Annotated in this window: 24 protein-coding genes; 17 read left to right on the plus strand and 7 right to left on the minus strand. The window is 64.2% G+C overall.

What is annotated here, in order from left to right:
• The first annotated feature begins 33 nt into the window (after positions 1–33).
• From pcaF to AWB81_RS17180, 7 genes are all read left to right on the plus strand, one after another.
• Positions 34–1,236 (plus strand): 3-oxoadipyl-CoA thiolase, encoded by a 1,203-nt coding sequence (pcaF, locus tag AWB81_RS17150; RefSeq protein WP_062637452.1) that lies wholly within the window; start codon positions 34–36, stop codon positions 1,234–1,236.
• Positions 1,237–1,240: 4 nt separating this feature from the next.
• Positions 1,241–2,599, plus strand: coding sequence for a 3-carboxy-cis,cis-muconate cycloisomerase (locus AWB81_RS17155; protein ID WP_062637453.1), 1,359 nt, complete (start codon positions 1,241–1,243; stop codon positions 2,597–2,599).
• 35 nt (positions 2,600–2,634) lie between these two features.
• Positions 2,635–3,429, plus strand: a complete 795-nt coding sequence (pcaD, locus tag AWB81_RS17160) for a 3-oxoadipate enol-lactonase (RefSeq protein ID WP_062637454.1) — start codon at positions 2,635–2,637, stop codon at positions 3,427–3,429.
• Positions 3,426–3,821: a 4-carboxymuconolactone decarboxylase gene (gene pcaC, locus AWB81_RS17165; RefSeq protein ID WP_062637455.1), complete on the plus strand. Its 396-nt coding sequence runs from the start codon at positions 3,426–3,428 to the stop codon at positions 3,819–3,821. The genes pcaD and pcaC overlap by 4 nt, the downstream gene beginning before the upstream one ends.
• 499 nt (positions 3,822–4,320) lie before the next feature.
• Positions 4,321–5,895: a hypothetical protein gene (locus tag AWB81_RS17170; RefSeq protein ID WP_062637456.1), complete on the plus strand. Its 1,575-nt coding sequence runs from the start codon at positions 4,321–4,323 to the stop codon at positions 5,893–5,895.
• A 44-nt stretch (positions 5,896–5,939) separates the two neighbouring features.
• A complete protein-coding gene (locus AWB81_RS17175; RefSeq protein ID WP_062637457.1) occupies positions 5,940–7,715 on the plus strand; it encodes a YadA family autotransporter adhesin in 1,776 nt (591 codons plus the stop codon).
• An 82-nt stretch (positions 7,716–7,797) separates the two neighbouring features.
• Positions 7,798–8,865: an OmpA family protein gene (locus tag AWB81_RS17180; RefSeq protein ID WP_062637458.1), complete on the plus strand. Its 1,068-nt coding sequence runs from the start codon at positions 7,798–7,800 to the stop codon at positions 8,863–8,865.
• Positions 8,866–8,958: 93 nt separating this feature from the next.
• Here AWB81_RS17180 and AWB81_RS17185 read toward each other — a convergent pair whose 3' ends face one another.
• On the minus strand, positions 8,959–10,251 hold the full coding sequence (locus tag AWB81_RS17185) for a DUF3443 domain-containing protein (RefSeq protein WP_062637459.1): 1,293 nt from the start codon (positions 10,249–10,251) through the stop codon (positions 8,959–8,961).
• An 11-nt stretch (positions 10,252–10,262) separates the two neighbouring features.
• Complete coding sequence (locus tag AWB81_RS17190) at positions 10,263–10,673, minus strand: DUF2844 domain-containing protein (protein ID WP_062637460.1); 411 nt, start codon at positions 10,671–10,673, stop codon at positions 10,263–10,265.
• Between the two features lie 534 nt (positions 10,674–11,207).
• On the opposite strand from AWB81_RS17190, the gene bamC reads away from it, so the two are divergent.
• Together bamC and AWB81_RS17200 are read left to right on the plus strand one after the other, a co-directional pair.
• Entirely contained in the window at positions 11,208–12,410 is a 1,203-nt protein-coding gene (gene bamC / locus AWB81_RS17195) for an NlpB/DapX family lipoprotein (RefSeq protein WP_062637463.1), read from the plus strand.
• A 477-nt stretch (positions 12,411–12,887) separates the two neighbouring features.
• Positions 12,888–13,175 (plus strand): putative quinol monooxygenase, encoded by a 288-nt coding sequence (locus AWB81_RS17200; protein WP_062637465.1) that lies wholly within the window; start codon positions 12,888–12,890, stop codon positions 13,173–13,175.
• 30 nt (positions 13,176–13,205) lie between these two features.
• On the opposite strand, the gene AWB81_RS17205 is transcribed toward AWB81_RS17200, so the two are convergent.
• From AWB81_RS17205 to AWB81_RS17215, 3 genes are all read right to left on the minus strand, one after another.
• Positions 13,206–13,466 (minus strand): hypothetical protein, encoded by a 261-nt coding sequence (locus AWB81_RS17205; protein WP_062637467.1) that lies wholly within the window; start codon positions 13,464–13,466, stop codon positions 13,206–13,208.
• A gap of 209 nt (positions 13,467–13,675) precedes the next feature.
• Complete coding sequence (locus AWB81_RS17210; RefSeq protein WP_062637469.1) at positions 13,676–13,921, minus strand: hypothetical protein; 246 nt, start codon at positions 13,919–13,921, stop codon at positions 13,676–13,678.
• Between the two features lie 344 nt (positions 13,922–14,265).
• Positions 14,266–14,967 (minus strand): YdcF family protein, encoded by a 702-nt coding sequence (locus AWB81_RS17215; RefSeq protein WP_087135040.1) that lies wholly within the window; start codon positions 14,965–14,967, stop codon positions 14,266–14,268.
• Between the two features lie 298 nt (positions 14,968–15,265).
• Here AWB81_RS17215 and AWB81_RS17220 point away from each other — a divergent pair, with 298 nt between their 5' ends.
• Positions 15,266–15,577: a hypothetical protein gene (locus AWB81_RS17220; RefSeq protein WP_062637473.1), complete on the plus strand. Its 312-nt coding sequence runs from the start codon at positions 15,266–15,268 to the stop codon at positions 15,575–15,577.
• Positions 15,578–15,887: 310 nt separating this feature from the next.
• Entirely contained in the window at positions 15,888–16,097 is a 210-nt protein-coding gene (locus AWB81_RS48495) for a hypothetical protein (RefSeq protein WP_159938908.1), read from the plus strand.
• 319 nt (positions 16,098–16,416) lie between these two features.
• Here the strand turns inward: AWB81_RS48495 and AWB81_RS17230 are convergent, their stop codons facing one another.
• Positions 16,417–16,818 (minus strand): transposase, encoded by a 402-nt coding sequence (locus AWB81_RS17230; protein WP_062637477.1) that lies wholly within the window; start codon positions 16,816–16,818, stop codon positions 16,417–16,419.
• Positions 16,819–17,219: 401 nt separating this feature from the next.
• Between AWB81_RS17230 and AWB81_RS17235 the strand changes: the two genes are divergently transcribed.
• From AWB81_RS17235 to rluB, 4 genes are all read left to right on the plus strand, one after another.
• Positions 17,220–18,134 carry a LysR family transcriptional regulator gene (locus AWB81_RS17235; protein WP_062637479.1) on the plus strand — a complete coding sequence of 305 codons (915 nt, stop codon included), beginning with the start codon at positions 17,220–17,222 and terminating at the stop codon, positions 18,132–18,134.
• A gap of 68 nt (positions 18,135–18,202) precedes the next feature.
• Positions 18,203–19,438 (plus strand): pyridoxal phosphate-dependent aminotransferase, encoded by a 1,236-nt coding sequence (locus AWB81_RS17240; protein WP_087135034.1) that lies wholly within the window; start codon positions 18,203–18,205, stop codon positions 19,436–19,438.
• A gap of 395 nt (positions 19,439–19,833) precedes the next feature.
• The gene (gene scpB / locus AWB81_RS17250) at positions 19,834–20,814 is read left to right on the plus strand and encodes an SMC-Scp complex subunit ScpB (protein WP_062637483.1); all 981 of its coding nucleotides are present in this window, start codon (positions 19,834–19,836) and stop codon (positions 20,812–20,814) included.
• 123 nt (positions 20,815–20,937) lie between these two features.
• The gene (gene rluB / locus AWB81_RS17255) at positions 20,938–22,806 is read left to right on the plus strand and encodes a 23S rRNA pseudouridine(2605) synthase RluB (protein WP_062637485.1); all 1,869 of its coding nucleotides are present in this window, start codon (positions 20,938–20,940) and stop codon (positions 22,804–22,806) included.
• A gap of 113 nt (positions 22,807–22,919) precedes the next feature.
• Here rluB and AWB81_RS45735 read toward each other — a convergent pair whose 3' ends face one another.
• The gene (locus AWB81_RS45735) at positions 22,920–23,075 is read right to left on the minus strand and encodes a hypothetical protein (protein WP_159938909.1); all 156 of its coding nucleotides are present in this window, start codon (positions 23,073–23,075) and stop codon (positions 22,920–22,922) included.
• Positions 23,076–23,261: 186 nt separating this feature from the next.
• Here AWB81_RS45735 and rimP point away from each other — a divergent pair, with 186 nt between their 5' ends.
• Both rimP and nusA read left to right on the plus strand, forming a co-directional pair.
• Positions 23,262–23,720, plus strand: coding sequence for a ribosome maturation factor RimP (gene rimP, locus AWB81_RS17260; protein WP_062637487.1), 459 nt, complete (start codon positions 23,262–23,264; stop codon positions 23,718–23,720).
• Entirely contained in the window at positions 23,717–25,192 is a 1,476-nt protein-coding gene (gene nusA / locus AWB81_RS17265; protein WP_062637488.1) for a transcription termination factor NusA, read from the plus strand. The genes rimP and nusA overlap by 4 nt, the downstream gene beginning before the upstream one ends.
• Positions 25,193–25,273: the final 81 nt, after the last annotated feature.

The following is a 25,273-nucleotide window of genomic DNA, read 5'->3' on the forward strand; positions in this document are numbered from 1 at the left end:
ACGCTGCCTGTACCGATTAATCCGGAGACATTGATGAAAGAAGCATTTTTGTGTGACGCGATTCGTACCCCGATTGGCCGCTATGCCGGCGCGCTTTCGTCGGTGCGTGCCGACGACCTCGGCGCGGTGCCGCTGCGCGCGCTGATGGAGCGCAACAAGGACGTGGACTGGAACGCCGTCGAAGAAGTGATCTACGGCTGCGCGAACCAGGCGGGCGAGGACAATCGTAACGTCGCGCGCATGTCGACGCTGCTGGCAGGTCTCCCCGAAGGCATCGCGGGCACGACCGTGAACCGCTTGTGCGGCTCGGGCATGGACGCGATCGGCATCGCCGCGCGCGCGATCAAGTCGGGCGAGGCGAGCTTCCTGATCGCGGGCGGCGTCGAGAGCATGAGCCGCGCGCCGTTCGTGCAGGGCAAGGCGACCTCGGCGTTCTCGCGTCAGGCCGACATCTACGATACGACGATTGGCTGGCGCTTCGTCAATCCGCTGATGAAGAAGCAATACGGCGTCGATTCGATGCCGGAAACGGCGGAAAACGTCGCCGACGACTACAAGGTGAGCCGCGCCGACCAGGACGCGTTCGCCGTGCGCAGCCAGCAAAAGGCGGCGCGCGCGCAGAAGGACGGCACGCTCGCGCAGGAAATCGTCCCGGTGACGATCGCGCAGAAGAAGGGCGATCCGATTGTCGTGTCGCAGGACGAGCATCCGCGCGAGACGAGCATCGAGGCGCTCGCAAAGCTGAAGGGCGTCGTGCGCCCGGACGGCAGCGTTACGGCGGGCAACGCGTCGGGCGTGAACGACGGCGCGGCTGCGCTCATCATCGCCGACGAAGACAGCGCGAAGCGTTTCGGCCTCGTGCCGCGCGCGCGCATTCTCGGCCTCGCGACCGCGGGCGTCGCGCCGCGCGTGATGGGCATCGGCCCGGCTCCGGCGACGCAAAAGCTGCTCAAGCGCCTGAACATGACCATCGACCAGTTCGACGTGATCGAACTGAATGAAGCGTTCGCGTCGCAAGGCCTCGCCGTGCTGCGCATGCTCGGCATCGCCGACGACGATCCCCGCGTCAACCCGAACGGCGGCGCGATCGCGCTCGGCCACCCGCTCGGCATGAGCGGCGCGCGCCTCGTCACGACCGCGAGCTACCAGTTGCATCGCACCGGCGGCCGCTTCGCACTGTGCACGATGTGCATCGGCGTGGGTCAGGGCATCGCGATTGCGATCGAACGTGTCTGACGCCATGTTCGCGGCTACCGGACGGCTGACCGACCTCATCTGCGGCACCGATGCGATGAACGCGGTCTGGTCGCCGCACGCGACCGTCCAGGCGATGCTCGACGTCGAAGCCGCGCTCGCGCGTGCTTCGGCGGCGCATGGCGTGATTCCGTCGAGCGCGGTCGGCGCGATCGAAGCCGCGTGCCGCGCGGACGCGATCGACGCGCGCGCGCTCATGACCGGCGCGGCGGCGGGCGGCAATCTGGCGATTCCGCTCGTGAAGCTTCTGACGGCCGTCGTGAAAGACGCCGACGCCGAAGCCGCCAAGTACGTCCACTGGGGCGCGACGAGTCAGGACATTATCGACACCGGCACGGTGCTCCAGTTGCGCGCGGCGCTCGACATCGTCGATGCCGACCTGCGCGACCTGTGCGCTGCGCTTGCCGACCAGGCAAGGAAATACCGCACGACGCCGATGATCGGCCGCACCTGGCTGCAACAGGCGCTCCCGATCACGCTCGGCCTCAAGTTCGCGCAATGGCTCGACGCGCTGACGCGTCACCGCGAGCGCTTTTCAGCGCTGCGCTCACGCGCGCTCGCACTGCAGTTCGGCGGCGCGGCGGGCACGCTCGCGAGCCTGCGCGACAAGGCGCAGCCGGTCGCGCAGACGCTCGCCGACGAACTCGGCCTCGCGCTGCCCGCGCTGCCGTGGCATACCGAGCGCGACCGCATCGCGGAAACCGCTTCGTGCTTCGGCATGCTGATCGGCACGCTCGGCAAGATGGCGCGCGATATTTCGCTGTCGATGCAGACCGAGGTCGGCGAACTTGCGGAACCGGCTGCAGCGGGCAAGGGCGGTTCGTCGACGATGCCGCACAAGCGCAATCCGGTCGGTTGCGCTGCCGTATTGACCGCGGCGACGCGCTCGCCGGGTCTCGTCGCGACGATTTTCGCGGGAATGGTGCAGGAGCACGAGCGCGCGCTCGGCGGCTGGCAGGCCGAGTGGGAAGCGCTGCCGGAACTTGCTCGCCTCGCGGGGGGCGCGCTCGCGCAAATGAAGACAATCGTCGCGGACATCGAAGTGAACACCGAGCGGCTCGCGGCGAATCTAGCCGCGACGCGCGGCCTCGTGCTCGGCGAAGCGGTGATGCTCGCGCTCGGCGACCGGATCGGCCGGCTCGATGCGCACAAGCTGGTCGAGCGCGCGTCGAAGGAGGCGGTCGCGAGCGGCCGCACGCTCTTCGACGTGCTCGGCGCGGACGCCACCGTCATGCAGCATCTCTCGACCGATCAGTTGAAACAGTTGCTCGACCCGGCGAATTACGCCGGCGAGGCGCAGGCATTCATCGATGCTGCGCTCGAGCTTCATCACGCCAACGCGTGATCCGTCAGGAACGAAACCCAGGAGCCAAACGCAAAATGCCTCACGTCGCCGTCAACGGTATCCAGCTTTACTATCGCATCGATGCCGACGCGGGCGAGACCGCCCCGTGGCTCGTGCTGTCCAATTCGCTCGGCAGCGACATGTCGATGTGGGCGCCGCAGGCCGAGGCGTTCGCGAAGAAGTTCCGCGTGCTGCGCTACGACACGCGCGGCCACGGCCACTCGGACGCGCCGCAGGGCCCTTACACGATCGACCAGCTGATCGGCGACGTGATCGGCCTGATGGACACGCTGCACATCAAGCGTGCGCACTACTGCGGCCTGTCGATGGGCGGGCTGACCGGCGTCGGCCTCGCCGCGCGCCACCCGGAGCGCTTCGAGCGCGTGGTGCTGTCGAATACGGCGGCGCTGATCGGTTCGGACGCCGTCTGGACGCCGCGCGCGGCGAAGGCGCGCGAGGTCGGTGGCATGATCGGTCTCACCGATGCAGTGATTCCGCGCTGGTTCACGGCGGGCTTCATCGAGCGCGAGCCGCTCGTGCTCGCGCCGATCCGCGACGTGTTCCGCCATACCTCGGGCGACGGCTACGCGTCGAATTGCGAAGCGATCCGCGACGCCGACCTGCGCGGCGAAGCGAAGACCATCAAGGCACCGGTGCTGGTGATCGCCGGCACGCACGACATGTCGACGCCGGCCGAGCAGGGCCGTGAACTTGCCGGCTATATAGAAGGGGCGCGCTACGTCGAACTCGACGCGGCGCATCTGTCGAACATCGAAAAATCGGCGGAATACACCCGCCACGTGCTGGAGTTCCTGGGAGAACAACAATGACCGAAGACGAACGTTACGATGCGGGCCTCGGCGTGCGCCGCGCGGTGCTCGGCGACGCGCATGTGGACCGGTCGCTCGCCAATCGCACCGATCTCACGACGGAGTTTCAGAACCTGATCACGCGCTATGCATGGGGCGAGATCTGGACGCGGCCGGGCTTGCCGCGCCACACGCGCAGCCTCGTGACCATCGCGATGATGGTCGCGCTCAACCGCAACGAGGAACTGGCGCTGCATTTGCGGGCGGCGAAGAACAATGGCGTGTCGCGCGACGAGATCAAGGAGATCCTGATGCAGACCGCGATCTATTGCGGCGTGCCCGCGGCGAACTCGGCGTTCCATCTGGCGCAGAAGATCTTCGACGAGGACGACAAGGCGTTGCCACCGGGGTGATCAGGTCGGGAGCGGCGCGCGGGTAAAGCGTCGTTTGCCGAAGCTGAATGAGAAGGCCGTTCCGGTTTGCGCCGGGGCGGCCTTTTGTTTTGTCCGCGCGTTCGGTGGCAATCTGTCGCGAATCAACTGATCGGGCTATGCCGAACGGCCTGAGATGCCAATGGAAAAGGTAGTCCGTTCAGCTATTTAGAGGGTCTTTAGGATTTTTCGTGTGGTTGAAAATTTACTCGTTTGTCAGAATCTTGCGCGAGTTTGGTTGCTTTCTAGCGGGTAAGGGATATCGATGTTGCGTCCAAGTGTCGCGATATTGATTAGGCATTCGAAGCAAGTAATCCAATTCAGTGTTGTAGAAGGACCGGGTTAATTACCGGCACGCGTGCTCGAACGCCTGGACCCATGCTCAAATCGGTGCATCCAAAATATTTAGGATAGCTGTGTAAAGTCAACAATTACGGGGCGCGTTCTACGCGTCTTTAATACTGAGAGTGATCGAATAAAAATGAAGAAGAATCAAGATGTCGCATCGACGAATCAGGCTTTGAATCCGGATTCTGAGGCGCTTTCGCGTGCGCTTGCACGCGCGCGTGCGATTGCGTCCAACGGGTCGAGGCGGCGTGCCGCCCTGGCTACGCTCACCTTGTTCGGTCTGCCGCACATGGCTCATGCCGCGGAGGCTGGACAACTTGCGTCCGCATCAGCGGATACAAGCGTCATGTATGCAACGCAGGTCACCCGCGCGCTCGGGGCCCTGACGTCGAGTCAGCGCAATATCGGCGCTCAGTCAGCGCCCTCCGCGCTTGCCGCAATCCAGTCGCGCGAGTTGATCCTGCTGACCGATCCGACGCTGCCGCCGGAACAACTGATCAAGTCCGGACCGACCGACATACAGCAGCAGATCGAAGCGCTTGGCTCGGATTCGATTGCTATCGGGCTGAACACGCACGCCAACGGTCTGCAAGCGGTCGCGATCGGCACGAACACGAGTTCGGGCAACGAAGGTGCAGTCGCCATCGGCAATTCGGCGATCTCGAGCGGCGTCGGCTCGACGGCGATCGGGGTCAACGCTCAGGCCACCAACGGCGCACGTGCCCTCGCCATCGGCAACTTCGCGCAGGCAGGCTCGACCGACAGCATCACGATCGGCAACAACTCGATCGTCGGCGATACGGGCAATACGATGACCGACAAGTCTATCTCGGTCCGGTCGAACAATGTCGTTTCCGGTGCCAATTCCGTTGCGCTCGGCAACCAGCTGACCGTGAGCGCCACGAACTCGATGGTGCTCGGAAACGATGTCTCCGTGTCGGGCACCAACAGCGTGGTTCTCGGCAGTGGTAGCGACGGTTCGCAAAGCAACGTCGTATCGATTGGGGCGAAGGGCGCGGAACGACGCATCGTGAACGTTGCGCCGGGCCTGCTGAGCGCGGCCAGCACGGATGCCGTCAACGCATCGCAATTGCACAGGGTGGCGTCGAGCACGGCAGCGGCGCTTGGCGGCGGAGCGACGCTCGGGTCCGACGGAAAGATCAGTTCGCCATCGTTCACCGTGGGCGGCAAGGCGTACGCGGACGTCGGCGGCGCGATCGAAGCGGCGGCGAGCGCGGGTGTCGGTGCATCGACGGACGCGGTCCGGTATGACAGCGCGGCCAGGACATCAGTCAGCCTCGGCGATGGCAAGGCTGGCGTGCAGGTTCACAACGTGCTGGCCGGCAAGGCGGATACGGACGCCGTGAACTTGTCGCAACTCAAAAAAGCCGGCCTCGCGACAGACTCCGATGGCAGCCCCACGAATGCGCTGGTTACCTACGACGACACGGTCAAGGGCCGGGTCACGCTGGCGGGCGCAGCGGGGACGGTCGTGTCCAATCTGGCGAAGGGCACCAAGGACACGGACGCCGTCAATCTGAAGCAGTTGAAGGATGCAGGGCTCACGATCGATTCGAACGGCAACGCGGCGAACGCATTCGTCGCCTATAGCGATTCTGCCAAAACGAAGGTAACGCTCGGCGGCAAAGGCGGGACGGTCGTGTCGAACGTCGCGACCGGCACGGCCGACATGGACGCCGTCACCTGAAGCAGCTAAAGGACGCGGGCCTGACCGTCGACGAGAGCGGTCACGTGGTCAACGCATTCGTCGCCTACGACGACACCGGCAAGGGCAAAATCACGCTCGGCGGCACGGCGGGCACGGTCCTGTCGAATGTGGCAAAAGGCACGGGAGACACTGACGCCGTCAACGTGAAACAACTGAAGGACGCTGGCCTCACCATCGATCCGAGCGGCAACGCCGTGAATGCGTTCGTCGCCTACGACGACACCGGCAAGGGCAGGATCACGCTCGGCGGCACGGCGGGCACGGTCCTGTCGAACGTGGCAAAAGGCGCGGGAGACACCGACGCCGTCAACCTGAAACAACTGAAGGACGCGGGTCTCACCATCGATCCGAGCGGTAACGCAGTGAATGCATTTGTCGCCTACGACGACGCCGGTAAGGGCAGGATCACGCTCGGCGGCAGTGACGGTACGACCATCTCCAACGTGAAGGCCGGCGTCGCCGATCAGGACGCAGTCAACGTCGCCCAGTTGAAGCATTCGGGCCTCGTCGATCCCGACGGCAATACGCTGGCAGCGGTCGTCTACGATACCAATCCGGATGGCAGCGTCAATCGCGGCCAGGTGACGCTCGGCGGCGCGTCGGCATCCGCGCCCGTCGCGCTGCGCAACGTCGCGGCTGGCCGGGTCGTGGGCGGCAGCACGGACGCTGTCAACGGCGACCAGCTGCTCCAGACCAGGCAGATGGTCGATAGCCTCCAGAACGGCGGCTCTTTCAAATATTTCACAACGAACTCGTCCCTCGTCGCCGCGCAGGCCTCCGGCGCGGACGCGCTCGCGATCGGCGGCAATGCGCAGGCGAGCGGGAAGAACGCCGTCGCGCTGGGCTCGAATTCAGTCGCCGACCGCGCCGACACCGTTTCAGTCGGCGCCGTCGGGCATGAGCGGCAGATCACGAACGTCAAGGCGGGCACCGCAGACACGGATGCCGTGAACGTCTCGCAACTGAAGAGCTCGGGTCTGATCGACAGCAAGGGCAACACCGTCGCAGCGCTCACCTACGACAGGACGGCGAGCGGCGCCACGGACTACGCGAACGTGACGCTTGGCAACAGCATGGCGGGCGGTACGACGCTGCACAACGTCGCGGCTGGCGCGCTCGTCACCGACGGGGTCAACGTCGGCCAGTTGAACGATGCGATCGGCAAGGTCAGCAACTTCACGGCCACGACCATGGCGCTCTTCAGCGCGGATGGCAACGGGGCGACAGAAGCGGCGGTGTCGAGCGGTACGCACTCCCTCGCACTCGGCGCAAATGCGCTCGCGAGCGGCGTGAACGCCGTGTCCACCGGCGCCGGCGCGACCGCGAGTGCCGACAATTCGGTCGCGCTCGGCGCGAACTCTATTGCCGATCGCAAGAACAGCGTGTCGGTCGGGGCGGCGGGCGCGGAGCGGCAGATCACGAATGTCGCTGCGGGCACGTCGGCCACGGATGCAGTCAACTTCGACCAGTTGAATCGCGCGTCGGGCAACTCGCTCGCCCAAGCGAACAATTACACGGACCAGCGCTTTAACAACGCCGACCAGCAGATTCGCGATCTCGACCGCAACACGCGCAAGGGCATCGCGGCGGCATCGGCGCTCAACGTGGTGACGCCGTATCTGCCGGGCCGCACCGCGCTCAACGCAGGCGTCGCAGCCTATCGCGGACAGGCAGCGCTCGGCATCGGTGTGTCGCGCTGGAACGAGAAAGGCAACCTGAACTTCAACGCGGGAGTGTCGTCGTCGGGCGGCAACAGCACCATCGTTCGCGCGGGCATCGGCTACGTGTTCGGCAGCTGATCACCAACATTTCCGTCGTTCGACGGTGCGACATCACAGCCACGGCGCGAGGCGCGTCGTGGTTCCGACACGGGCTACACACATGAAACACACCATCATTGCGCCAGCTTGCGCGCTCTGGCTTGCGGGCTGCTCGACGGCCGTTCGCGACAAGCTCGCGATCCAGGACCCGACCGTCCTGCAAAGGGGCTTCTCCACCGAGCAAAGCGAAAGCGCGGGCGCCGCGGTTCGCCAATGGACCGACGTCTATGGACAAATCAAGGCGCCGCGGGAAGTGAGAGCGTCGCTGCAATCGAGGCTCGACGGGCTCGGTTCAGGGAAAGAAAACTACTTCGGATACAAGGATCAATGCTGGCTCGATGCCGCCAATGAAGAGATCGCGTTGCAGAACGGCTGGGGGTTCGTCGAGGAGGCATTGGGCGAATCTGCCCGCCTGACGACCGAACTGGAGGCCGGCCGAGCCACCTCGCTCGACAATCCGTCGCTACGCACCGTCGCCCCGCTGCGGCTCGACCTCGCCGCGTCGCTCGGCGTCATGCGCAGCGATTCCCGCTTTGCGTACTGTCCGCAGGCGCAACGGGAAGTCGCGTGCATGGAAGTCAAGCTCATGCACGCCGGGCACGACGCGTGGGCGCGCAATTTCGACGCCGCGCAGGAAAAAGTCGATGCGGTCGAGCGCGTGATGAGGGAAGCGCGCGCACATCTCGACGGCTGTGCGGTGCCGCGGCCTCCGGTTGCCGCTGCGCCGCTTCCGCCGAAAATCACGCTATCGGCCGATGCGCTCTTCGCGTTCGATCGCGGCGACATCGAGTCGATCACGGCGAACGGCAGGTCGAAGCTCGATTCGGTAATCGCCGACGTGAAGCGTGCCGGCGACGTGTCGGGGGTCGTGGTTTCCGGCTATACCGACCGGCTCGGCAGCGTGGCCTATAACCGTGCGTTGTCGCAACGGCGCGCAAAGAGCGTTCAGCAGTATCTGCAGGGCCAGGGCGTCACGGTGCCCACTCAGGCTCATGGATATGGACCCGCATCGCCGGGTGCACAGTGCGCGATGAGCAACCGCCGCGCGCTCGTCGATTGCCTTGCCGGCGACCGGCGTGTCGAGTTGCGGTTCGCGCGTCGCGGCGAGACGCTTTCGCTCGGCGAATAATCCGTTCGATACGAAAGCGGTGACAATGCCGCCCCAGCTGACCGGGGCGGCCCGGCTGCATTTTCTGCGATATAGCAGGTCGCGCTCGACGTGCTAGAACGCGTAGTACGGCCCATTGCCCGTGGGTGTCGCACGGCCTTCGAGCGCCGTGAAGACGCGTCGCCCGAAGAAGAACGGCAGGCCCCAGTCGAAGTAATTGCCAACTGGACCGGCCAGGTTCGAGAACGCCTTGTTGCTGCTCGCGAAGAGCGTCGTCGATGTCGCCACGGAAAAGCTCACGTCGCGCGCCGCGCCGGTCGTCGAGCGAACGGTCGCCGTGAGGCTCTGAGGCGTCGGCGGGCAATACCAGAGCCCGCATACGGCCAGCGTATTCGAGGGGGAAAAGAGTCCGTTCGAACCGCTGTCGATAAAGCTCGTCGAGAACGTGCTGCCGCCGAAGTCGGTAAGGACGAAACCGGATAACGTGCTGCCACGAAGGACTGTGGCATCGCCGAGCAGGTTGTTGGACTGCGAGCCGATGCCGAACGTCATCGTGCCCGCAACCGACGACGCGCCGGCGTTCGGCACGGCCGGAAGCTCGATCATCACGCCATTGTTGTCGGCCGGAAAGCGCGCGACCGGGTTCGTCACCTGCTGCGCGACGGCGAACGTGCTTGCCGTGCATGTGCCGGTGGAGCCCGGCGTGCACGCGTAATACCAGCGCGGCAGCGGCGTGTTCGCGCAACCGCTGCCGCAATCCGCGCTGAACGGCCCGACACCGAGGATGCCGTTGCTGCGCAGGCGGGCGGCGGTGAGCATCGGCAGGCCTGACTTGGAGCAATCGTCGGCGGCGGCGGGCACGGATGGATCGGCGATCACCTGAATCGACGTCGCGGCGGCAACGTGGCCAGCGAGGCGGATGTCGGCGGTCCGCACTGCGCCCCAGGTGTAACCGGAGCCGAACACGGTGCATTGCGCGGCGTTTGCGCCAGTGCCGGTCGCGACGGCCGGCAATGCGAGCGAGGGGGAGAGCGCCGAGGCGAGTATGCGCAGGCCCTGCGAGCCTGTGTCGACCTGAATGTTGTCGATGGTCTGACAGTTGTCGGTGCCGGGCACGCAGATCGTGACACTCGTCTGCAGCAGGTTGCGGGTACCGGTGTCGACGCGCGACACGCTGATCGGCTGGACGTTCGGCGTGGTCGACTGCGGTACGACATTGGCGGACGTAGACGTTGCAGGATTCGGCGCCACGGCATCGGAAGCGGGAGCGGCAGCGGGATTGGCAGGGGTCGAACCGCCTGCCGCGGACGAACTGTCGCCGCCACCGCCGCCGCAACCGTAAAGCGCGCCGGTCGCAATGATTGCGACGAACGTCGCCACAAGCAGTACATATCGATTGGATGGCATTGCGTCGACTCCTATTCGATGTCTGCGGCTGTGACGCCAGCCGGCCGTGCGCTGTCGAGCCACGCACGGCCGACGAATTGACGCAAGCGCACGGCGCTCTCGACCATGAGATCGTCTTTCGAAACAAGCGATGCATGCAGCCCATGGTTGATCGGCGAGCCGGCCGCCGCCGCACTCCGGTATTTCGCGAAGTGGCCGCCGAGCAGCGTCTGGAGGTCGGGCATCGCGGCGCCGCGCCAGGTGACGGCATAGACCGCGCCGGCGGAGTCGACGTACTGGCGCACCGTGATGCCGTTCGAATCGGTCGTTTCGTTGAAGGACAACTGGCCGCCCTTCGCGTGTTGCATGACCCTGGCGGACGACGAACCGGAATTCGTGTCAATCGTCGATCCTAGTTGTGCGTGGGCGGGCGCACCGGTCATCGTTGAACAGGCGATCGCGGCTACGATTGAATAATAAGGAGTTCTGAAGCGAGAGGTCGTCATTGCGATATCCGATCCAATGGAGTTCATTTTTGAGATGAAATTTTAGGATGGGACGTCAACAACACGACGCGATAGGATGCCGCTGAGAAGGGTTATTAAGATGCGAAGTTAAAATGTTAATAATGCTTATTAATCAAAAGGTTGAGATTCTCGATGGTGCGTCGGATCCAATGGGTGAATGTCAATATTTGTCAAACGATCCGTGCCGGCGAATGATTTCGAGATGAAGGGCGCGGCTGGCGAGGACTAGTGGACTGGCAGTCAACGAAGCCAACTTACGGTCCGTGACAATCACCACGCTCAGGCTCATTTGCCGCATACCCCGCCACCACTTTTCGAGCGCCCGAAGTCAGCACACGCCGAAAAATGGCGCCGCAGCAATGCTGTTTTTGCACGGCGACGCGCGGCACCGGTAAAATACTGGGTTGATCCACGGAAAACCCCGTGGCGTAGCGGAAGGACTTCCCAAACATGACAGATTTTCGTGTGACCAAGCGGTTGGCAGCACTCTTGATGGCGGCTGGGTTCGTGGCCGGATGTGGTACGTCGTCCCCCACCGCGATCAACTACAAGAGCGATCAACGCTCGAAGCAGGCGTCGCTCGCAGTTCCGCCGAATTTGCTCGATGAAGCGTCCGACCAGCGTTCGTTGCCGCCTCAAGGCGGCCAGGCGACGCTGTCCGACCTGCAGCAAGTCCAGAAGACCGCCCCGACTGCTCCGACCGTGGTTCCGCCCGTATCGGGCATGCGTATCCAGCGCGATGGCACGGAGCGCTGGCTCGTCATCGACAACAAATCGCCGGACCAGGTCTGGCCGCAAGTTCGACGTTTCTGGCAGGAGCAGGGCTTTTTGCTCGTTGTCGATGCCCGCGACAAGGGCGTGATGGAAACTGACTGGAACGAAACCCATCCGCAAATTTCCGACGGTTTGATTCGCAATACGCTGTCGAAGGCGACCGGCAATTCCTATGTGACCGCCGAGCGGAACAAATACCGCACGCGTCTCGAAGTGGCGCCCAATGGCGGAACCTACGTGTTCGTGAGCCAGAAGGGCATGCGCGAGGCGCTGACGGGCGTCAACAACGATTCGAGCCAGTGGCAGGCTCGTCCGAACGATCCGGCGCTCGAAAACGAATATCTGAAGCGTTTGATGGCGACGCTCGCGATGACGGACTCGCGCATGGCGGGCGGATCGGATGCGTCGACGCTCGGCACCTCGGCAACGACCGGAGCCGCTGCGAAGGGCGGCAATTCGGCCGCGACGGCGACCGCGGCGCAGAACGTCCAGCTCTCCAGCCAGACGGCGGTGCGCAACGACACGGTGCCCGAGGCGTCGTCCGCGGAACTGATGCTGCCTGAGCCCTACGACCGTGCGTGGTTGCGCGTCGGCATCGCGCTGGACCGCAGCAACTTCACGGTCGACGACCGTGACCGCGGGAAGGGCGTCTACTTCGTTCGCTATGTCGATCCGAAAGACATGACGTCGGCGGAGCAGGGCTTCTGGAGCCAGGTGTTCCACGGCAGAAAGGAGAAAGTCGCGAAGCAATACGAAGTCAACGTGCGGGCGATCACGGAACAGCAAACCCGCGTGTCGATCGTCGACGACAAGGGCCAAGTGGATTCCTCACCGCAGGCTCGCCAGATCATGGCATTGCTCGCGGATCAGATCAGCTGATTGCGGCATCCAGCCGTTTCGCCGAACGCAAAACCGCCTCGATATCGAGGCGGTTTTTTTATGCATGCACGGGCGGACGCGCCCCGGATCAGGCTCGCTTTCGCGTCGACGGCAGCGTGCAATCTTTCGGTAAGGTTATGTGCGGGAAAGCTTATAAGAATCAATCGCCTGCCGGGTACAGTGCACACACGGCATGCGATCCAACCGCGGATTTTTACGCGTCTGCGGTGCGGGCCAGACGACGCGTCCGACGACGGGCGCCGCATTGCTTCTTTTGTCCGAATACAGGCCTCGCGCGTGCGCGCGGCCGCCGGTGGCCCCGTCGCCTATCCTCGTAGGGCGACGGTTTTTACCCGCGTTTCGATGAGACGCGGGTTTTTCTTTTTTCGTCCATACCGCGAAAGCCGGCGCCGGCGAGCGGGCGAACAATCCGCCGCGCAGTTATCCTTGTGCTTCTTTCATTCGAGGAAACCGCCCATGTCGGAAATTGCCGTTGTTGCTACGTTCGTTGCGAAACCCGGGCAGGAAGAGAAGCTGAAGGAAGCGTTGCAGGGACTCGTCGAGCCGACACTCAAGGAGCGCGGCGCCCTGCAATACGACTTGCATCGCGATCTGAAGGAGCCGCGGCGCTTCGTGTTCTTCGAGCGCTGGACAAGCGAAGCCGCGCTCGAGGAACACGGCCGCTCGCCGCATATCCAGGCACATCGGCTCAATGCGCCGGCTCTCGTCGAGCATGGCGAGATTCACGTCGTGGCGAAGCTCTGACGCTCGCCGCGAGCGCGCCGCATCGCACGTTCAATGCGTTTCGTGCGGGACGTCGAGGATGAGGATGATGGTCCAGTCGGCGTCGCCGTCGTGATGATATTGGCGCTCGGCGACGATGAACGGCTGCTGCTTGCCGTCCGGGCCGAGAAACAGGACATCGCCTTCCATCGGCAGGCATTCCACCGGCGGAAGCGCGAGATAGGCGTCCTTGTTGGCGCTGCGCGGCATCAGTTTTTCAATCTTGCGAGACGCGGCTTCGGTCCATTCGATATCGAGCTGGATATTGCTCATGCTGTCCTCCGCACCTGCGTGCGTTAGCGGGTTCAACGGGAAAAGGGGCAAAAAATGTCGATGCGCAATGTAGCATACCGCCCACGCGATTGACCCGTGCACGCCGTCGGAAATCGATGGCTCGCGATCCCTCGCGACCAATGAATAAAGCCGGAAACCGCGCGCGAAGCGCGGTTTCCGGCTTTATGTTTCCCGCGGAAGCAGCCGGCTTACTGCCCGGCGTCCGGTGCCATTTTCTTCGACCCGGATTTCTTGTGGTGGCCCTTGTGGGCCGGCGCCTGGGCGGGCATGTTTTGCATACTATCCTGGCTCGCTTGCAAATTCTGCGCACGCATTTCGATATCGGAAATCTTGGCGGGATCGGTGCTCATCGTCACGCCTTGATCACCCTGCGCATACGCACTCGATGCGACCGCGCCAAGGGACAACAGAACAGCCAGGGACACTTTCTTCATTGTTACCTCCTAGTAGTAGTTGAACCCGGGAATCGCCTGTCCGATGCTTGGACATCGCCTTACGTCTGAGCAAAAACCGCTCCTGCGGGCGCTCGCGCAACAATGCGAGTCGATGTTGCATCCAATCGCCCGACAGAATTGAAAGCGCATAGTCAGGCAGTCGGATCATGAGCGAATGAGGAAACTCGGCGGTATCGATATCGGATGCCCGGCTCCAGCCAGTCGAAGACTGAGCGCGGCGATGATACCGTCGGCCCACGGCGTTTTCTAGTCCTTATTAATTCGAGATGATTGTGCGCGTCGAATGTGGCAATCGCGTTGCGATGGAGCGGATCGAAAGCGGATCAGTAGAGATGCAGCTCGCGATACACATGAAAGCGCGCGATTCCGATGAGTTCGTGCCATGCGATCTCGGCCGTGACGAATCCTTCGATGGTCGGAAAGAAGGTCGCGCGCGCGAACCGCACGTTCGACACGACAGGCTGCGGCGTCAGACCGAAAGCCTCGAAAGCGAGCATCGCGCGCTGCATGTGATACGAAGAAGTGACGACGATCAGCGTTTCGTCATGTTCGGGCCGCAGAATGGCGGCGACGTTGCGCGCATTCTGGTATGTGTTGAGGCTCTGGTTCTCGCGCGTGAGGTCGGTGCCGTTCACGCCGCGCGCGAGCAGGTAGGGCGCGTAGTTGTCGGCTTCGGCCTCGCCGTGTCGCTGCGGATCGCCGCCGCTCACGATGACCCGGCACGCGGCGCCATGGTCCCTGCATTCGCGATACAGCTCGGCCGTTACGCGGATGCGCAGGATCGAATCGCGCTTGGGTACGAGGCGGGAATCGCCGTGCCGATCGGTGCCGCCGCCGAGCAGGATGATTGTCGTGCGCGGCGCGAATTCAGGTGCAAGCGCACGTTCATAGCCGCGCTGAACGTAGTCGAGCGCCGGGCGCGAGAGCCAGCCCGCACCGAACGCCCAGAAGACGATGCAGCAGGTGATTGCAATTACGGCGCGCTTTCGTCGCCAAAGCGCAAATAGCGCAAAAAAAAGCAGCAATAAAGTGAATAGAACCAATTTGATTGGGGTAACGTATGGTTTTCGAGACAATCCGCTGCGCCGTCGCATTCTACGGAATATGCCGACGATTGGCGGGTGAAGCGTGCGATCAGCACGCCTGGAACGGGGGCTTGAAATAACAAGCAGCACCTAGCGCAAGCGGCGGCTGCGATTCCGGTCCTGGGCCGCGAAGCGGCGTACGGAGCGGATAGGGCATGCCGCCTTTAGTCGGTACCGCGGGGGTCGTTTGACTGCTCGCACGCGGTGCCGTCATGGCTGCACAGGAAGAAAGAACGAAATGACCACGTATTCTAACGAAGCAGTACTCGAAGCGCTCCGGCGAGCTCAGTATCGCCAGGTCCCGTGGGCGAAACGCCCTCCCGTGTTCGATCAATTGCGTGCGCTCGGTTTGCTGGAGCTCGTGCGTCAACGTACGGTGGCGCCGGCACCCGGATTTCACGCGCCCGTCGATATCGCCGTAGTGACCGAGCGGGGCAAGCTCGAATTCAACCGCCTCGCACGCGACGAGCGTTCGATGGACTGGGATCTGCATCGCGCCGAGCGCTACACGCTCGCCACGCACGAACCGGTTCTCGAGGCCCGGGTCTAGGACAGCACGGCTCGAAAGCGGGACGCAGGACACGCGACGATTCGAGCGAATGAGATCAGGGCGGGGAAGCGCCGGGGCGAAGTGTCGGCGCGCCAGTCGCTGCGGCGGCTTGAGGCCGGCCACAAGGGCAGGCCAAAAAAAAGCCCGTATCGCGAGGATACGGGCGTACCGGATCTTACTGCTGCCACGCTGTGCTCATGGCATTGGATGGGACTCATCGAGCCGTCAGTGGTTCCCCGACGATGCATCGGAACGAATCCGGATCGCTTCGACATCATCCCAAACGTCGTTCTGCCGATGCGTCGCGTCAATGCCGACGTGGACGTTCTTCATGCTCGTCGTCCGGACGCACCCGGACATTGCTCGCAATATCGCCGCGCAGATCGCCTCTCGGCGCGGGCGGACTGAAGTCCCTGGCACGCGCGACATCCTGCTGACCCGGCACCGCCGCTCGTGCGCTTGCCTGGACGCTGAGATCTTCGGGTTGCAACTGCGCCTGCGCGATCGCCACTCCATATAAAACTGAAACTACAATGCCGCACGCGAGCCGTGACATTGGTTTCATGGTGAGCCCCCTTCAGGCCACTACGAAAGCCCGTTCGATAGCACACCAACTTATGCCAGCGCGCGCTCCGGCACTGTAAAAAATGGTAAAGAGTTGTTTCGGCGCTGGAAATGGCCGGAAGGCGGGCGCGTCAAAGCTGCGCTCGCCGAGCGCGATCTCACGCGGAAGGGAGTCGATCGAGGTTTCGCCTGGAAGAAGGCGAAACCTCGCGAGGGAAAAGCGCAAAAAGATTTTGACGCTTTTTGTTCATGCGAAGATGCAGTCAGTCGATCGCTCAGGCCATTTTGGCCGGCGCGCGCCACGATTCCGGATTGGTCCAGAACGCGCCGCGCAGACGATCGCGGCTCGGCGGTGCGGGCGGCTTGGCAGCAGTCGAACCGATGCGGCCGCGCAGCGATACTTCCCGGCCGTTGTTGCCGAGTCGCTTCACAATTTCGGCGAGGGTGCCATCGGCCTGCCATTCGTCGAACCGGCGACGGCAGGTCGGCGGCGACGGATAGCGCCCCGGCAGCTTCGACCAGCCTTCACCGGTCGAAAGCACCCATAGCACCGCGTTGACCACCGCGCGCGCTTCGACGCGCGGACGGCCGCGGCGCTCACTGCGTGCAGGTTCCGAACAGAATAGCGCCTCGACCAGCGCCCACTCGTTATCTCTCAAATCGTCGAACAGCGTCATGTTTCACCTCAGCGAAGCTAACCCCGGTGCGCTGCCCCGCGCCGCGCACTCTGGTCGGAATTCGAAGAACGAATACCCAGGCAGGTCGGAAACCGGCTGCGGCGGACGATTTGCTTATGACCGCTGACGACGCCGACCCTGTGCGCAATGAAATGCGAGAACCGTGCCATGTGAGCAGCAAATACCGGGAAACCCACATGGCAGTAGGCTGGCGCGATGCCAGCATGGCCGCTATGAGACCCGAAACGGGGTGTTCGCGAAATCGGGACAATCACCAATCCAGTGCAACAGGCCCTTACTGCGTGCGTTTGCGTCGTTTTGTTGCACCGCAGCGAACCTCATTTCTAACGATCGTTCCCTCTATAATGCTCATTGATCAGCGTGATTGATGAGGAATAGGAATGAGCCCGACGCTCAACGTGACGCTGCGACAGTTGCGCGTGTTCATCGCAGTGGCGCGCCTGCGCAGTTTCAGCCGCGCGGGCAACGAAGTCGGCCTGACGCAGTCGGCGGTCAGCCGGTGCGTGCGCGAACTGGAGGGCGAAATCGGCCTGAAACTGGTCGACCGGACCACGCGCGAAGTGCAACTCACCGACGTCGGCGCGAATCTGGTCGGCAGCGTGTCGCGTCTTCTGACCGACCTCGACGCAGCGCTGCGCGAAATTCGCGATCTGGGCGAACAGCGGCGCGGGCGGGTGATCGTCGCCGCAAGCCCGACGGTGGCGTGCCGCCTGATGCCTCAAGTGATCGCGGCGTGTTCCGTGCGCTATCCGCTGATCGCGCTCAGCCTGCGCGACGACGTACAAAGCGACGTTCTGCGCCAGGTGAAGTCGGGCGAAGCGGATTTCGGTGTCGTCATCGGTCCGTTCGCGTCCGACGACCTCTGCGGTCAGATGGTCATGACCGATTCGTTCTGCGTGGTCGTGCGGTGCGATCATCCGCTCGGCCGCGAGCGCGAAGTCGCGTGGAAGGCGCTCGCGGGCGAGCGGCTTGTGATGCTCGATTACGCGTCGGGCAGCCGCCCGATCATCGATGCCGCGATGCGCGAGCACGGCGTGAGCGCCGAAGTGGTGCAGGAGCTCGGCCACCCGGCGACGGTGTTCGGGCTCGTCGAGGCGGGCGTCGGCATCAGCGTGCTGCCGCGGCTCGCGCTACCGCTGCCGGCGCAGTCGTCACTCGTAGCGCTGCCGCTCGTGCCGCGTGCCGAACGCACCGTCGAACTCGTGAGGAGGCGCGACCGGTCGCTTTCGCCGGCGGCGGAGTCGGTCTGGGCGCTGATCGCGGCGTCGCCGGGGCGTGCGGACGAACTCGGTTGAGCGCGGCCGGCGTCAATCGACCGACGCCGGCGCGGTAGACTTTCATTTTCAATCGACGGGGCGGGAAGATGAGCGAATCGGCGGGAGCGGTATCGGCGGAACTGGGCGCGTTGAGCGGCGAGCATGGTGGCCACGCGCCGAACGCACGCGATGCCGTGCGCGATTTGCGTCCGTCGCAGATCCGCGAGGTCGCAAACGCTGGTTTCGGCGTGCCGGACGTGCTGCCGTTCTGGTTCGGCGAATCGGATCGCGTGACGCCGCAGTTCATCCGCGACGCCGCGAGCCGCGCGCTCGCAGACGGCGCCACCTTCTACACGCACAATCTCGGCATCGCGCCGCTGCGCGACGCGCTCGCCGGCTACGTGAGCGCGCTGCACGGCACGACGACGCTAGGCCACGTCGCCGTCACGAGCGCGGGCGTAAATGCGCTGATGCTGGCCGCGCAGCTCGTGGCGGGCGCGGGCGACCGGGTCGTCGCGGTCACGCCCCTGTGGCCGAATCTGGTCGAAATTCCGAAGATTCTGGGCGCGCACGTCGAGACGGTGTCGCTGACCTACGGGGCCGACGGCTGGACGCTCGATCTCGAACGCCTGCTGGCCGCGCTCACGCCCGGCACGCGGATGCTGATGATCAACTCGCCGAACAATCCGACCGGCTGGACGATGACGCGCGACGAGCAGCGCACGGTGCTCGACCATTGCCGGCGGCACGGCATCTGGATCGTCGCAGATGAAGTCTACGAGCGGCTCTATTACGGTGCGGAAGGGCGCGTCGCGCCGTCGTTCCTCGATCTCGCGACGCGCGACGAACGCGTGATCGCGGTGAATTCGTTTTCGAAGGCGTGGCTCATGACCGGCTGGCGCCTCGGCTGGCTGGTCGCCCCCGCTGCGCTGATGGACGATCTCGGCAAGCTCGTCGAATACAACACTTCGTGCGCGCCGTCGTTCGTTCAGCAGGCGGGCGTCGTCGCGGTGCAGGAGGGCGAACGGTTCACCGAGTCGCTCGTCGCCGACTTGCGCGCGAGCCGGGATCATCTCGTCGGCGCGCTGCAGACGATCCCGGGCGTCGACGTGCGTGCGCCGCTCGGCGCGATGTACCTGTTTTTCTCGCTGCCCGGCGCCGGACGCAGTTTCGAACTGTGCAAGGCGCTCGTGCGCGAGGCGCATCTGGGACTTGCGCCCGGCAGCGCGTTCGGCGCAGAGGGCGAGGGATTCGTGCGCTGGTGCTACGCGTGCGACCCTGCGCGGCTCGATCGGGGCGTCGCGCGTCTGCGCGAGTTTCTCGCGTCCAGAACGGGTTCCTGACCCGTTGTCGGGCTCGAAAGGCGCTTTTCGCGCGTAATTTGACATCCGACGTGAGTGTTTGCGAGGCGAAATGTTTCACCTTTACGCACTGGTTCTTTTTGCGTAATATGGCGCTCAGTCACGCGCTTGGCGCCAGTCAATGCGCTACTCCGTCCGGCTGGGATGGCTCGGTGACCCGCCAGTTGGTCCGCGAATTTTCTGATTCGCACTGGCCGGTCGCCCGGTCCGGCTCCCCCCGGTGCGTGCTCCCAATCAATATGACCGACCAAAATCGGGCGAGCGCGTCTAGAAATTCCGTGTCCAGTTTCATCGTCCGCAGCATCGGCCCGGACGCACTGGCCCGCTCGAATCCGTTTGATCCGGTTCATTGACCACACAGGGTCTGACCTAGCTGCATGAATACCCAAGAGGCGAAGATCGTCCTCGAGACTGCTTTGATTTGCGCGCAGGAACCGCTGAAACTCGGAGAGTTGCGCAAGCTCTTCGCCGACGATATTTCGGCTGACACCGTCCGCACGCTGCTCGAAGGCCTGAAAGAAGACTGGTCCGGCCGCGGCGTGGAACTGGTGGCGCTGGCGTCCGGATGGCGCTTTCAAAGCAAGCCCGCAATGCGGGGTTATCTCGATCGGCTGCACCCGGAAAAGCCGCCCAAGTACTCGCGAGCCGTTCTCGAAACGCTCGCGATCATCGCCTATCGGCAGCCGGTGACGCGGGGCGACATCGAGGAAATTCGCGGCGTGACCGTGAACACGCAGGTCGTGAAGCAGCTCGAGGACCGCAGCTGGATCGAGGTGATCGGTCATCGCGACGTGCCGGGACGCCCGGCGCTCTATGCGACGACCAAACAGTTTCTCGACGACCTCGGACTCACCGCGCTCGACGAACTGCCCGCACTGGACAATCCGTCCGCGCAGTTCGAGGCGGCGCTGATGGCACAGCATTCGATCGACTTCCCAGAGGTCGACACGGCGGCCACCGATGCCGGAGAGCCGATTTCGCCGCAGGATGCGGTCCATTTTGACGCGGCAGGGGAACACGGCGCGCAGCGGGCAGTCCACGAGGAAGGGGCATCGCAGGAAGGCATGCCCGCCGACGAAGCGCTCGCCGAAGCGGGCACGCCCGCTGCTGCTGATACGGCCGTCGAAGCCGACGTGCCGCGCGAACCGGCGCAGCAAGCCGCGCCCACGCAAGCCGACGAACAGCAACACGCAGTACCCCCGACCGACCCGGCGCAGCACGACACCATCGTGAGCGCGACCGGAGCGGAACCGGTGCAGGCAAGCGAGAGCGAACCAGAAGAACGCGACGCCGCCACGCCGGACGACAACCCGCTCACCGACGACGATACCGACGAACGGGAAGCACGCCGCGCCTGATGCAATTGCACGGACCCTGATCCGGCTGTCCATAAAGATCAGTTCACACGATCAGCCGAACGATCAGCGGATTTTTTTGACGCGCCCGCGACGGGCGCGCGACTCGACACATTTGAGGTTGTTTTGACACACTCCCACGACAGCGATTCGCCCGAATCCGAGCGCCCCGTTCGTGCCACGGACGCACAAGGCCCGTCCTCGAACGACGACCGCGACGACCGCGCGCGCGCCGACGATTCCGCCGAGGGCGACGACCGCCCGCGTCGTGGCTTGCGTCGCGGACCGCGCAGCCTGATCGCCCGGCGCCGCGCCGTCGCGAAGACGAAGGGCGCCGAGGAAGGCGTCCCGGCGACCGGCGTGGTGGCTGAAGCGCCGCCGGATGGCGTCGTCGTCGCGCAGGTTCGCATGCCGCGCAAGGATGCAGGCGCGCGCGCGCCGCGCAAGGACGCGGCCAAGCGCGAAGGCGGCGCGGGTCGTGAAGCGGCGGGTAAGGAACCGAGAGAAGGGCAGCGCGAAGGGGGCCGTAGGCAGCCGGGCGCGCAGAAGAAGCGCGTCAAGCGCGACGACGCGGACGCACCGGTGCAGAGCCCGGCGGCGGCAGCCGTCGACGACGTGTTCGCCTACGTCACGTCGCCTGCGTTCGACGCCGACAACGGCGCGGGCGGCGTGCGCGCGCCGATGCTGCGCCGCGGCCGCAATGCACCGCAAAAGCGCGTGCTGGAACCCGACGACGACGCGCCGAAGCTCCACAAGGTGCTCGCCGAAGCGGGCATGGGTTCGCGTCGCGACATGGAAGAGCTGATCATTGCGGGCCGCGTGTCGGTGAACGGCGAGCCGGCGCACATCGGCCAGCGAATCATGCCGACTGACCAGGTCCGCATCAACGGCAAGCCGGTGAAGCGCAAGCTCGCGAACAAGCCGCCGCGCATCCTGCTGTATCACAAGCCGACCGGCGAGATCGTGAGCCACGCCGATCCGGAAGGCCGTCCGTCGGTGTTCGACAAGCTGCCGTCGATGAAGACGGCCAAGTGGCTCGCCGTCGGCCGGCTCGACTTCAATACCGAAGGCCTGCTGCTTCTCACGACTTCGGGCGATCTGGCGAACCGCTTCATGCATCCGCGCTACAGCGTCGAGCGCGAGTATGCGGTGCGGGTGGTCGGCGAGCTGTCAGAGGGAATGCGCCAGAAGCTCCTGAAGGGCGTTGAGCTCGACGACGGTCCGGCCAACTTCCTGCGTATCCGCGACGGTGGCGGCGAAGGCACGAATCACTGGTATCACGTCGCGCTGGCGGAAGGACGCAACCGCGAGGTGCGTCGCATGTTCGAGGCGGCCGGCCTGATGGTGAGCCGGCTGATCCGCACGCGTCACGGCCCGATCGCGCTGCCGAAGGGACTGAAGCGCGGCCGCTGGGAAGAACTCGAAGACAACCAGGTGCGCAGCCTCATGGAGTCGGTCGGGCTCAAGGCGCCGCTGGAGGAAAAGGGCGGACGCAACGCGGCACCGCGCGTGCAGCCGGACCCGATGCAGACGTCGATGGGATTCATCACACGCGAGCCGGTACTCAGCTCGCACTCGCGCATGGCACAGACGCCGACGCGCGGTGGCGCTGGCGGCGGCGGTCGGCGCGGCGCGCCGGGTGGCTTCGGTAATTCGACGGGCGGTTTCGGCGGCACCGGCGGTACTGGCGGGTTCGGTGGCGTCGGCGGCGGCCGAGGCGGTCGCGAAGCGAACGGCAATCGCGCTGGCGGCGAGCCGAATGGCAATCGCACGCCGGGCGGCCGTAGCGGCGCCGGTCCGCGAGGCAATCGTACGCAGGGCGGTCCGCAAGGGCCGGCGGCCGGCGGCGCGGGCAAGCGCGCCGGATCGGCGGGTCCGCGTGCCGGCGGGCGTCAGGGGCCGCAAGGCGGCGGACAGGGCAAGCCGGGCAATTCGGGCGGTGCGGGACGCGGTCCGCGTCCGGCCACGCCGCGCAACCGCACGCGCGGTCGCTGAGCAACGCGCGCTCGATCGACCTGGAAGCGGGGCGCGTCCGGCCGCATCTGGAACGCTCAGGTTTTTGTCGATCGGCGTAATCACGAAGGGGCACGCCAGCGTGCCCCTTTGCATTAGCTGCCGTCCGGAAGGACATCGGGAAACCTTGCGCGTTTTAGCAGCAGATCGCGCTGAAACGGCGCCGAATCGGCTGCGAATGCGTCGCAAACGCGCCGGGTTTGGTTGCCTTTATCCCGAAAAATGGCTAAAATCACAAAGTCGCTGGGCATGCAGTTTCGTGGAGCTAGTAATAGCCGCCCGGATGCGACCTCGGTTTAAAAAGAAATTGGGCGTTGCGCCCATTTTTTTTTGGCCATTCGGTTCGGCATCTTGGGGCAACGAGGGTGCGCGCCGGCTTAAGGCGCGGCCCGCAGGTGTTCTCAGCGTGGAGCGCGCGTGAACACCTTGGAGTCATTGTGCAACTGACGGAATTGATTGAAACCACAGTCTCGGGCCTGGGCTACGAGCTTGTCGATCTCGAGCGCTCGGGAGGCGGCATGTTGCGCGTGTACATCGACCAGCCCGCCGGAATCGCCATCGAAGACTGCGAGAAAGTCACGCGTCAGCTTCAGTATCTGCTCGAAGTCGAAAACATCGATTACGACCGGCTCGAAGTCTCTTCGCCGGGTCTCGATCGGCCGCTCAAGAAGCTGGCGGACTTCGAACGCTTCGCGGGCAGCGAGGTGGTCATCACATTGAAAAAGCCGCTGGACGGGCGCAAGTCGTACCGGGGCATCGTGCATGCGCCGAACGGCGAAACGATTGGTTTGGAATTTGAAGGGAAGGACGGCGCCGCGATGCTCGATTTCACGCTCGCAGACCTCGATAAAGCACGTCTCGTCCCCAAGGTTGACTTTAGGAGCCGCAAACAATGAGTCGCGAAGTTTTGATGCTGGCGGATGCGCTGGCGCGCGAAAAAAACGTCAACAAGGACGTGGTGTACGCAGCGCTGGAAGCCGCGCTGGCTTCGGCAACGAAAAAGCTGTTCGAGGAAGATGTCGATATTCGCGTCGCGATCGATCGTGAGAGCGGCGAGCATGAAACTTTCCGCCGCTGGCGCGTCGTGCCGGACGAGGCGGGCCTGCAGGAGCCGGACCAGGAAATCCTGCTGTTCGAAGCGAAGGAAGACAAGCCCGACGCCGAAGTGGACGACTATATCGAGCAGCCGATCCCGTCGATCGAATTCGGCCGTATCGGTGCGCAGGCTGCAAAGCAGGTCATTCTTCAGAAGGTTCGGGACGCGGAGCGCGAGCAGATCCTGAACGACTTCCTCGAGCGCGGCGAAAAGATCATGACCGGCTCGGTCAAGCGTCTGGACAAGGGTAATTTCATCGTCGAGTCGGGCCGTGTCGAAGCGCTGCTGCGCCGCGACCAGCTGATTCCGAAGGAAAACCTGCGCGTCGGCGACCGCGTCCGCGCCTATATCGCGAAGGTCGACCGCACCGCGCGCGGCCCGCAGATCGAACTCTCGCGCACGGCGCCCGAGTTCCTGATGAAGCTGTTCGAAATGGAAGTGCCGGAAATCGAGCAGGGTCTGCTCGAAATCAAGGCGGCCGCGCGCGATCCTGGCGTGCGTGCGAAAATCGGGGTGATCGCGTACGACAAGCGCATCGACCCGATCGGCACCTGCGTCGGCATTCGCGGTTCGCGCGTCCAGGCGGTGCGAAACGAGCTCGGTGGCGAGAACGTCGACATCGTGCTATGGTCGGAAGACCCCGCCCAGTTCGTGATCGGCGCCCTTGCGCCGGCTGCCGTACAGTCGATCGTCGTCGATGAAGAAAAGCATTCGATGGACGTCGTCGTCGACGAGAACGAACTCGCGGTCGCGATCGGCCGCAGTGGCCAGAACGTCCGGCTCGCCAGCGAACTCACCGGCTGGCAGATCAACATCATGACGCCGGATGAATCCGCGCTGAAGCAGAACGAGGAACGCGGCACGCTGCGCGACCTGTTCATGGCGCGTCTCGACGTCGACGAGGAAGTGGCGGACATCCTGATCGACGAGGGCTTCACGAGCCTCGAAGAGATCGCGTATGTGCCGCTCAACGAAATGCTCGAAATCGAAGCCTTCGATGAAGACACGGTGCATGAACTGCGCAACCGCTCGCGTGACGCGCTGCTCACGATGGCGATCGCCAACGAAGAGAAAGTCGAAGGTGCCGCACTCGATTTGAAGAGCCTCGAGGGCATGGACAATGAACTGCTCTCGAAGCTTGCAGAACACCAGGTCCAGACGCGCGACGAACTCGCCGAGCTGGCTGTGGATGAGCTGGTCGAAATGACCGGCATGGAAGAGGATGCCGCTAAGGCGTTGATCATGAAAGCACGTGAACACTGGTTCCAGTGAGAAATGACCATGGCGCACTGACATATCGCGGCCAGTTCGGCCGCATGACCCCGATCTAACAGCAAGGAATCTGTCCTTGCA

Source organism: Caballeronia arationis, assembly GCF_001544975.2.
In the GTDB taxonomy this organism is placed as follows: Bacteria; Pseudomonadota; Gammaproteobacteria; order Burkholderiales; family Burkholderiaceae; genus Caballeronia; species Caballeronia arationis.

Coding starts and splice junctions, on each gene's coding strand:
- pcaF (WP_062637452.1), top strand. CDS start 34: ATGAAAGAAGCATTTTTGTGTGACGCGATTCGTACCCCGATTGGCCGC.
- AWB81_RS17155 (WP_062637453.1), top strand. CDS start 1,241: ATGTTCGCGGCTACCGGACGGCTGACCGACCTCATCTGCGGCACCGAT.
- pcaD (WP_062637454.1), top strand. CDS start 2,635: ATGCCTCACGTCGCCGTCAACGGTATCCAGCTTTACTATCGCATCGAT.
- pcaC (WP_062637455.1), top strand. CDS start 3,426: ATGACCGAAGACGAACGTTACGATGCGGGCCTCGGCGTGCGCCGCGCG.
- AWB81_RS17170 (WP_062637456.1), top strand. CDS start 4,321: ATGAAGAAGAATCAAGATGTCGCATCGACGAATCAGGCTTTGAATCCG.
- AWB81_RS17180 (WP_062637458.1), top strand. CDS start 7,798: ATGAAACACACCATCATTGCGCCAGCTTGCGCGCTCTGGCTTGCGGGC.
- AWB81_RS17185 (WP_062637459.1), bottom strand. CDS start 10,251: ATGCCATCCAATCGATATGTACTGCTTGTGGCGACGTTCGTCGCAATC.
- AWB81_RS17190 (WP_062637460.1), bottom strand. CDS start 10,673: ATGACCGGTGCGCCCGCCCACGCACAACTAGGATCGACGATTGACACG.
- bamC (WP_062637463.1), top strand. CDS start 11,208: ATGACAGATTTTCGTGTGACCAAGCGGTTGGCAGCACTCTTGATGGCG.
- AWB81_RS17200 (WP_062637465.1), top strand. CDS start 12,888: ATGTCGGAAATTGCCGTTGTTGCTACGTTCGTTGCGAAACCCGGGCAG.
- AWB81_RS17205 (WP_062637467.1), bottom strand. CDS start 13,466: ATGAGCAATATCCAGCTCGATATCGAATGGACCGAAGCCGCGTCTCGC.
- AWB81_RS17210 (WP_062637469.1), bottom strand. CDS start 13,921: ATGAAGAAAGTGTCCCTGGCTGTTCTGTTGTCCCTTGGCGCGGTCGCA.
- AWB81_RS17220 (WP_062637473.1), top strand. CDS start 15,266: ATGACCACGTATTCTAACGAAGCAGTACTCGAAGCGCTCCGGCGAGCT.
- AWB81_RS48495 (WP_159938908.1), top strand. CDS start 15,888: ATGCCGACGTGGACGTTCTTCATGCTCGTCGTCCGGACGCACCCGGAC.
- AWB81_RS17230 (WP_062637477.1), bottom strand. CDS start 16,818: ATGACGCTGTTCGACGATTTGAGAGATAACGAGTGGGCGCTGGTCGAG.
- AWB81_RS17235 (WP_062637479.1), top strand. CDS start 17,220: ATGAGCCCGACGCTCAACGTGACGCTGCGACAGTTGCGCGTGTTCATC.
- AWB81_RS17240 (WP_087135034.1), top strand. CDS start 18,203: ATGAGCGAATCGGCGGGAGCGGTATCGGCGGAACTGGGCGCGTTGAGC.
- scpB (WP_062637483.1), top strand. CDS start 19,834: ATGAATACCCAAGAGGCGAAGATCGTCCTCGAGACTGCTTTGATTTGC.
- AWB81_RS45735 (WP_159938909.1), bottom strand. CDS start 23,075: ATGCCCAGCGACTTTGTGATTTTAGCCATTTTTCGGGATAAAGGCAAC.
- nusA (WP_062637488.1), top strand. CDS start 23,717: ATGAGTCGCGAAGTTTTGATGCTGGCGGATGCGCTGGCGCGCGAAAAA.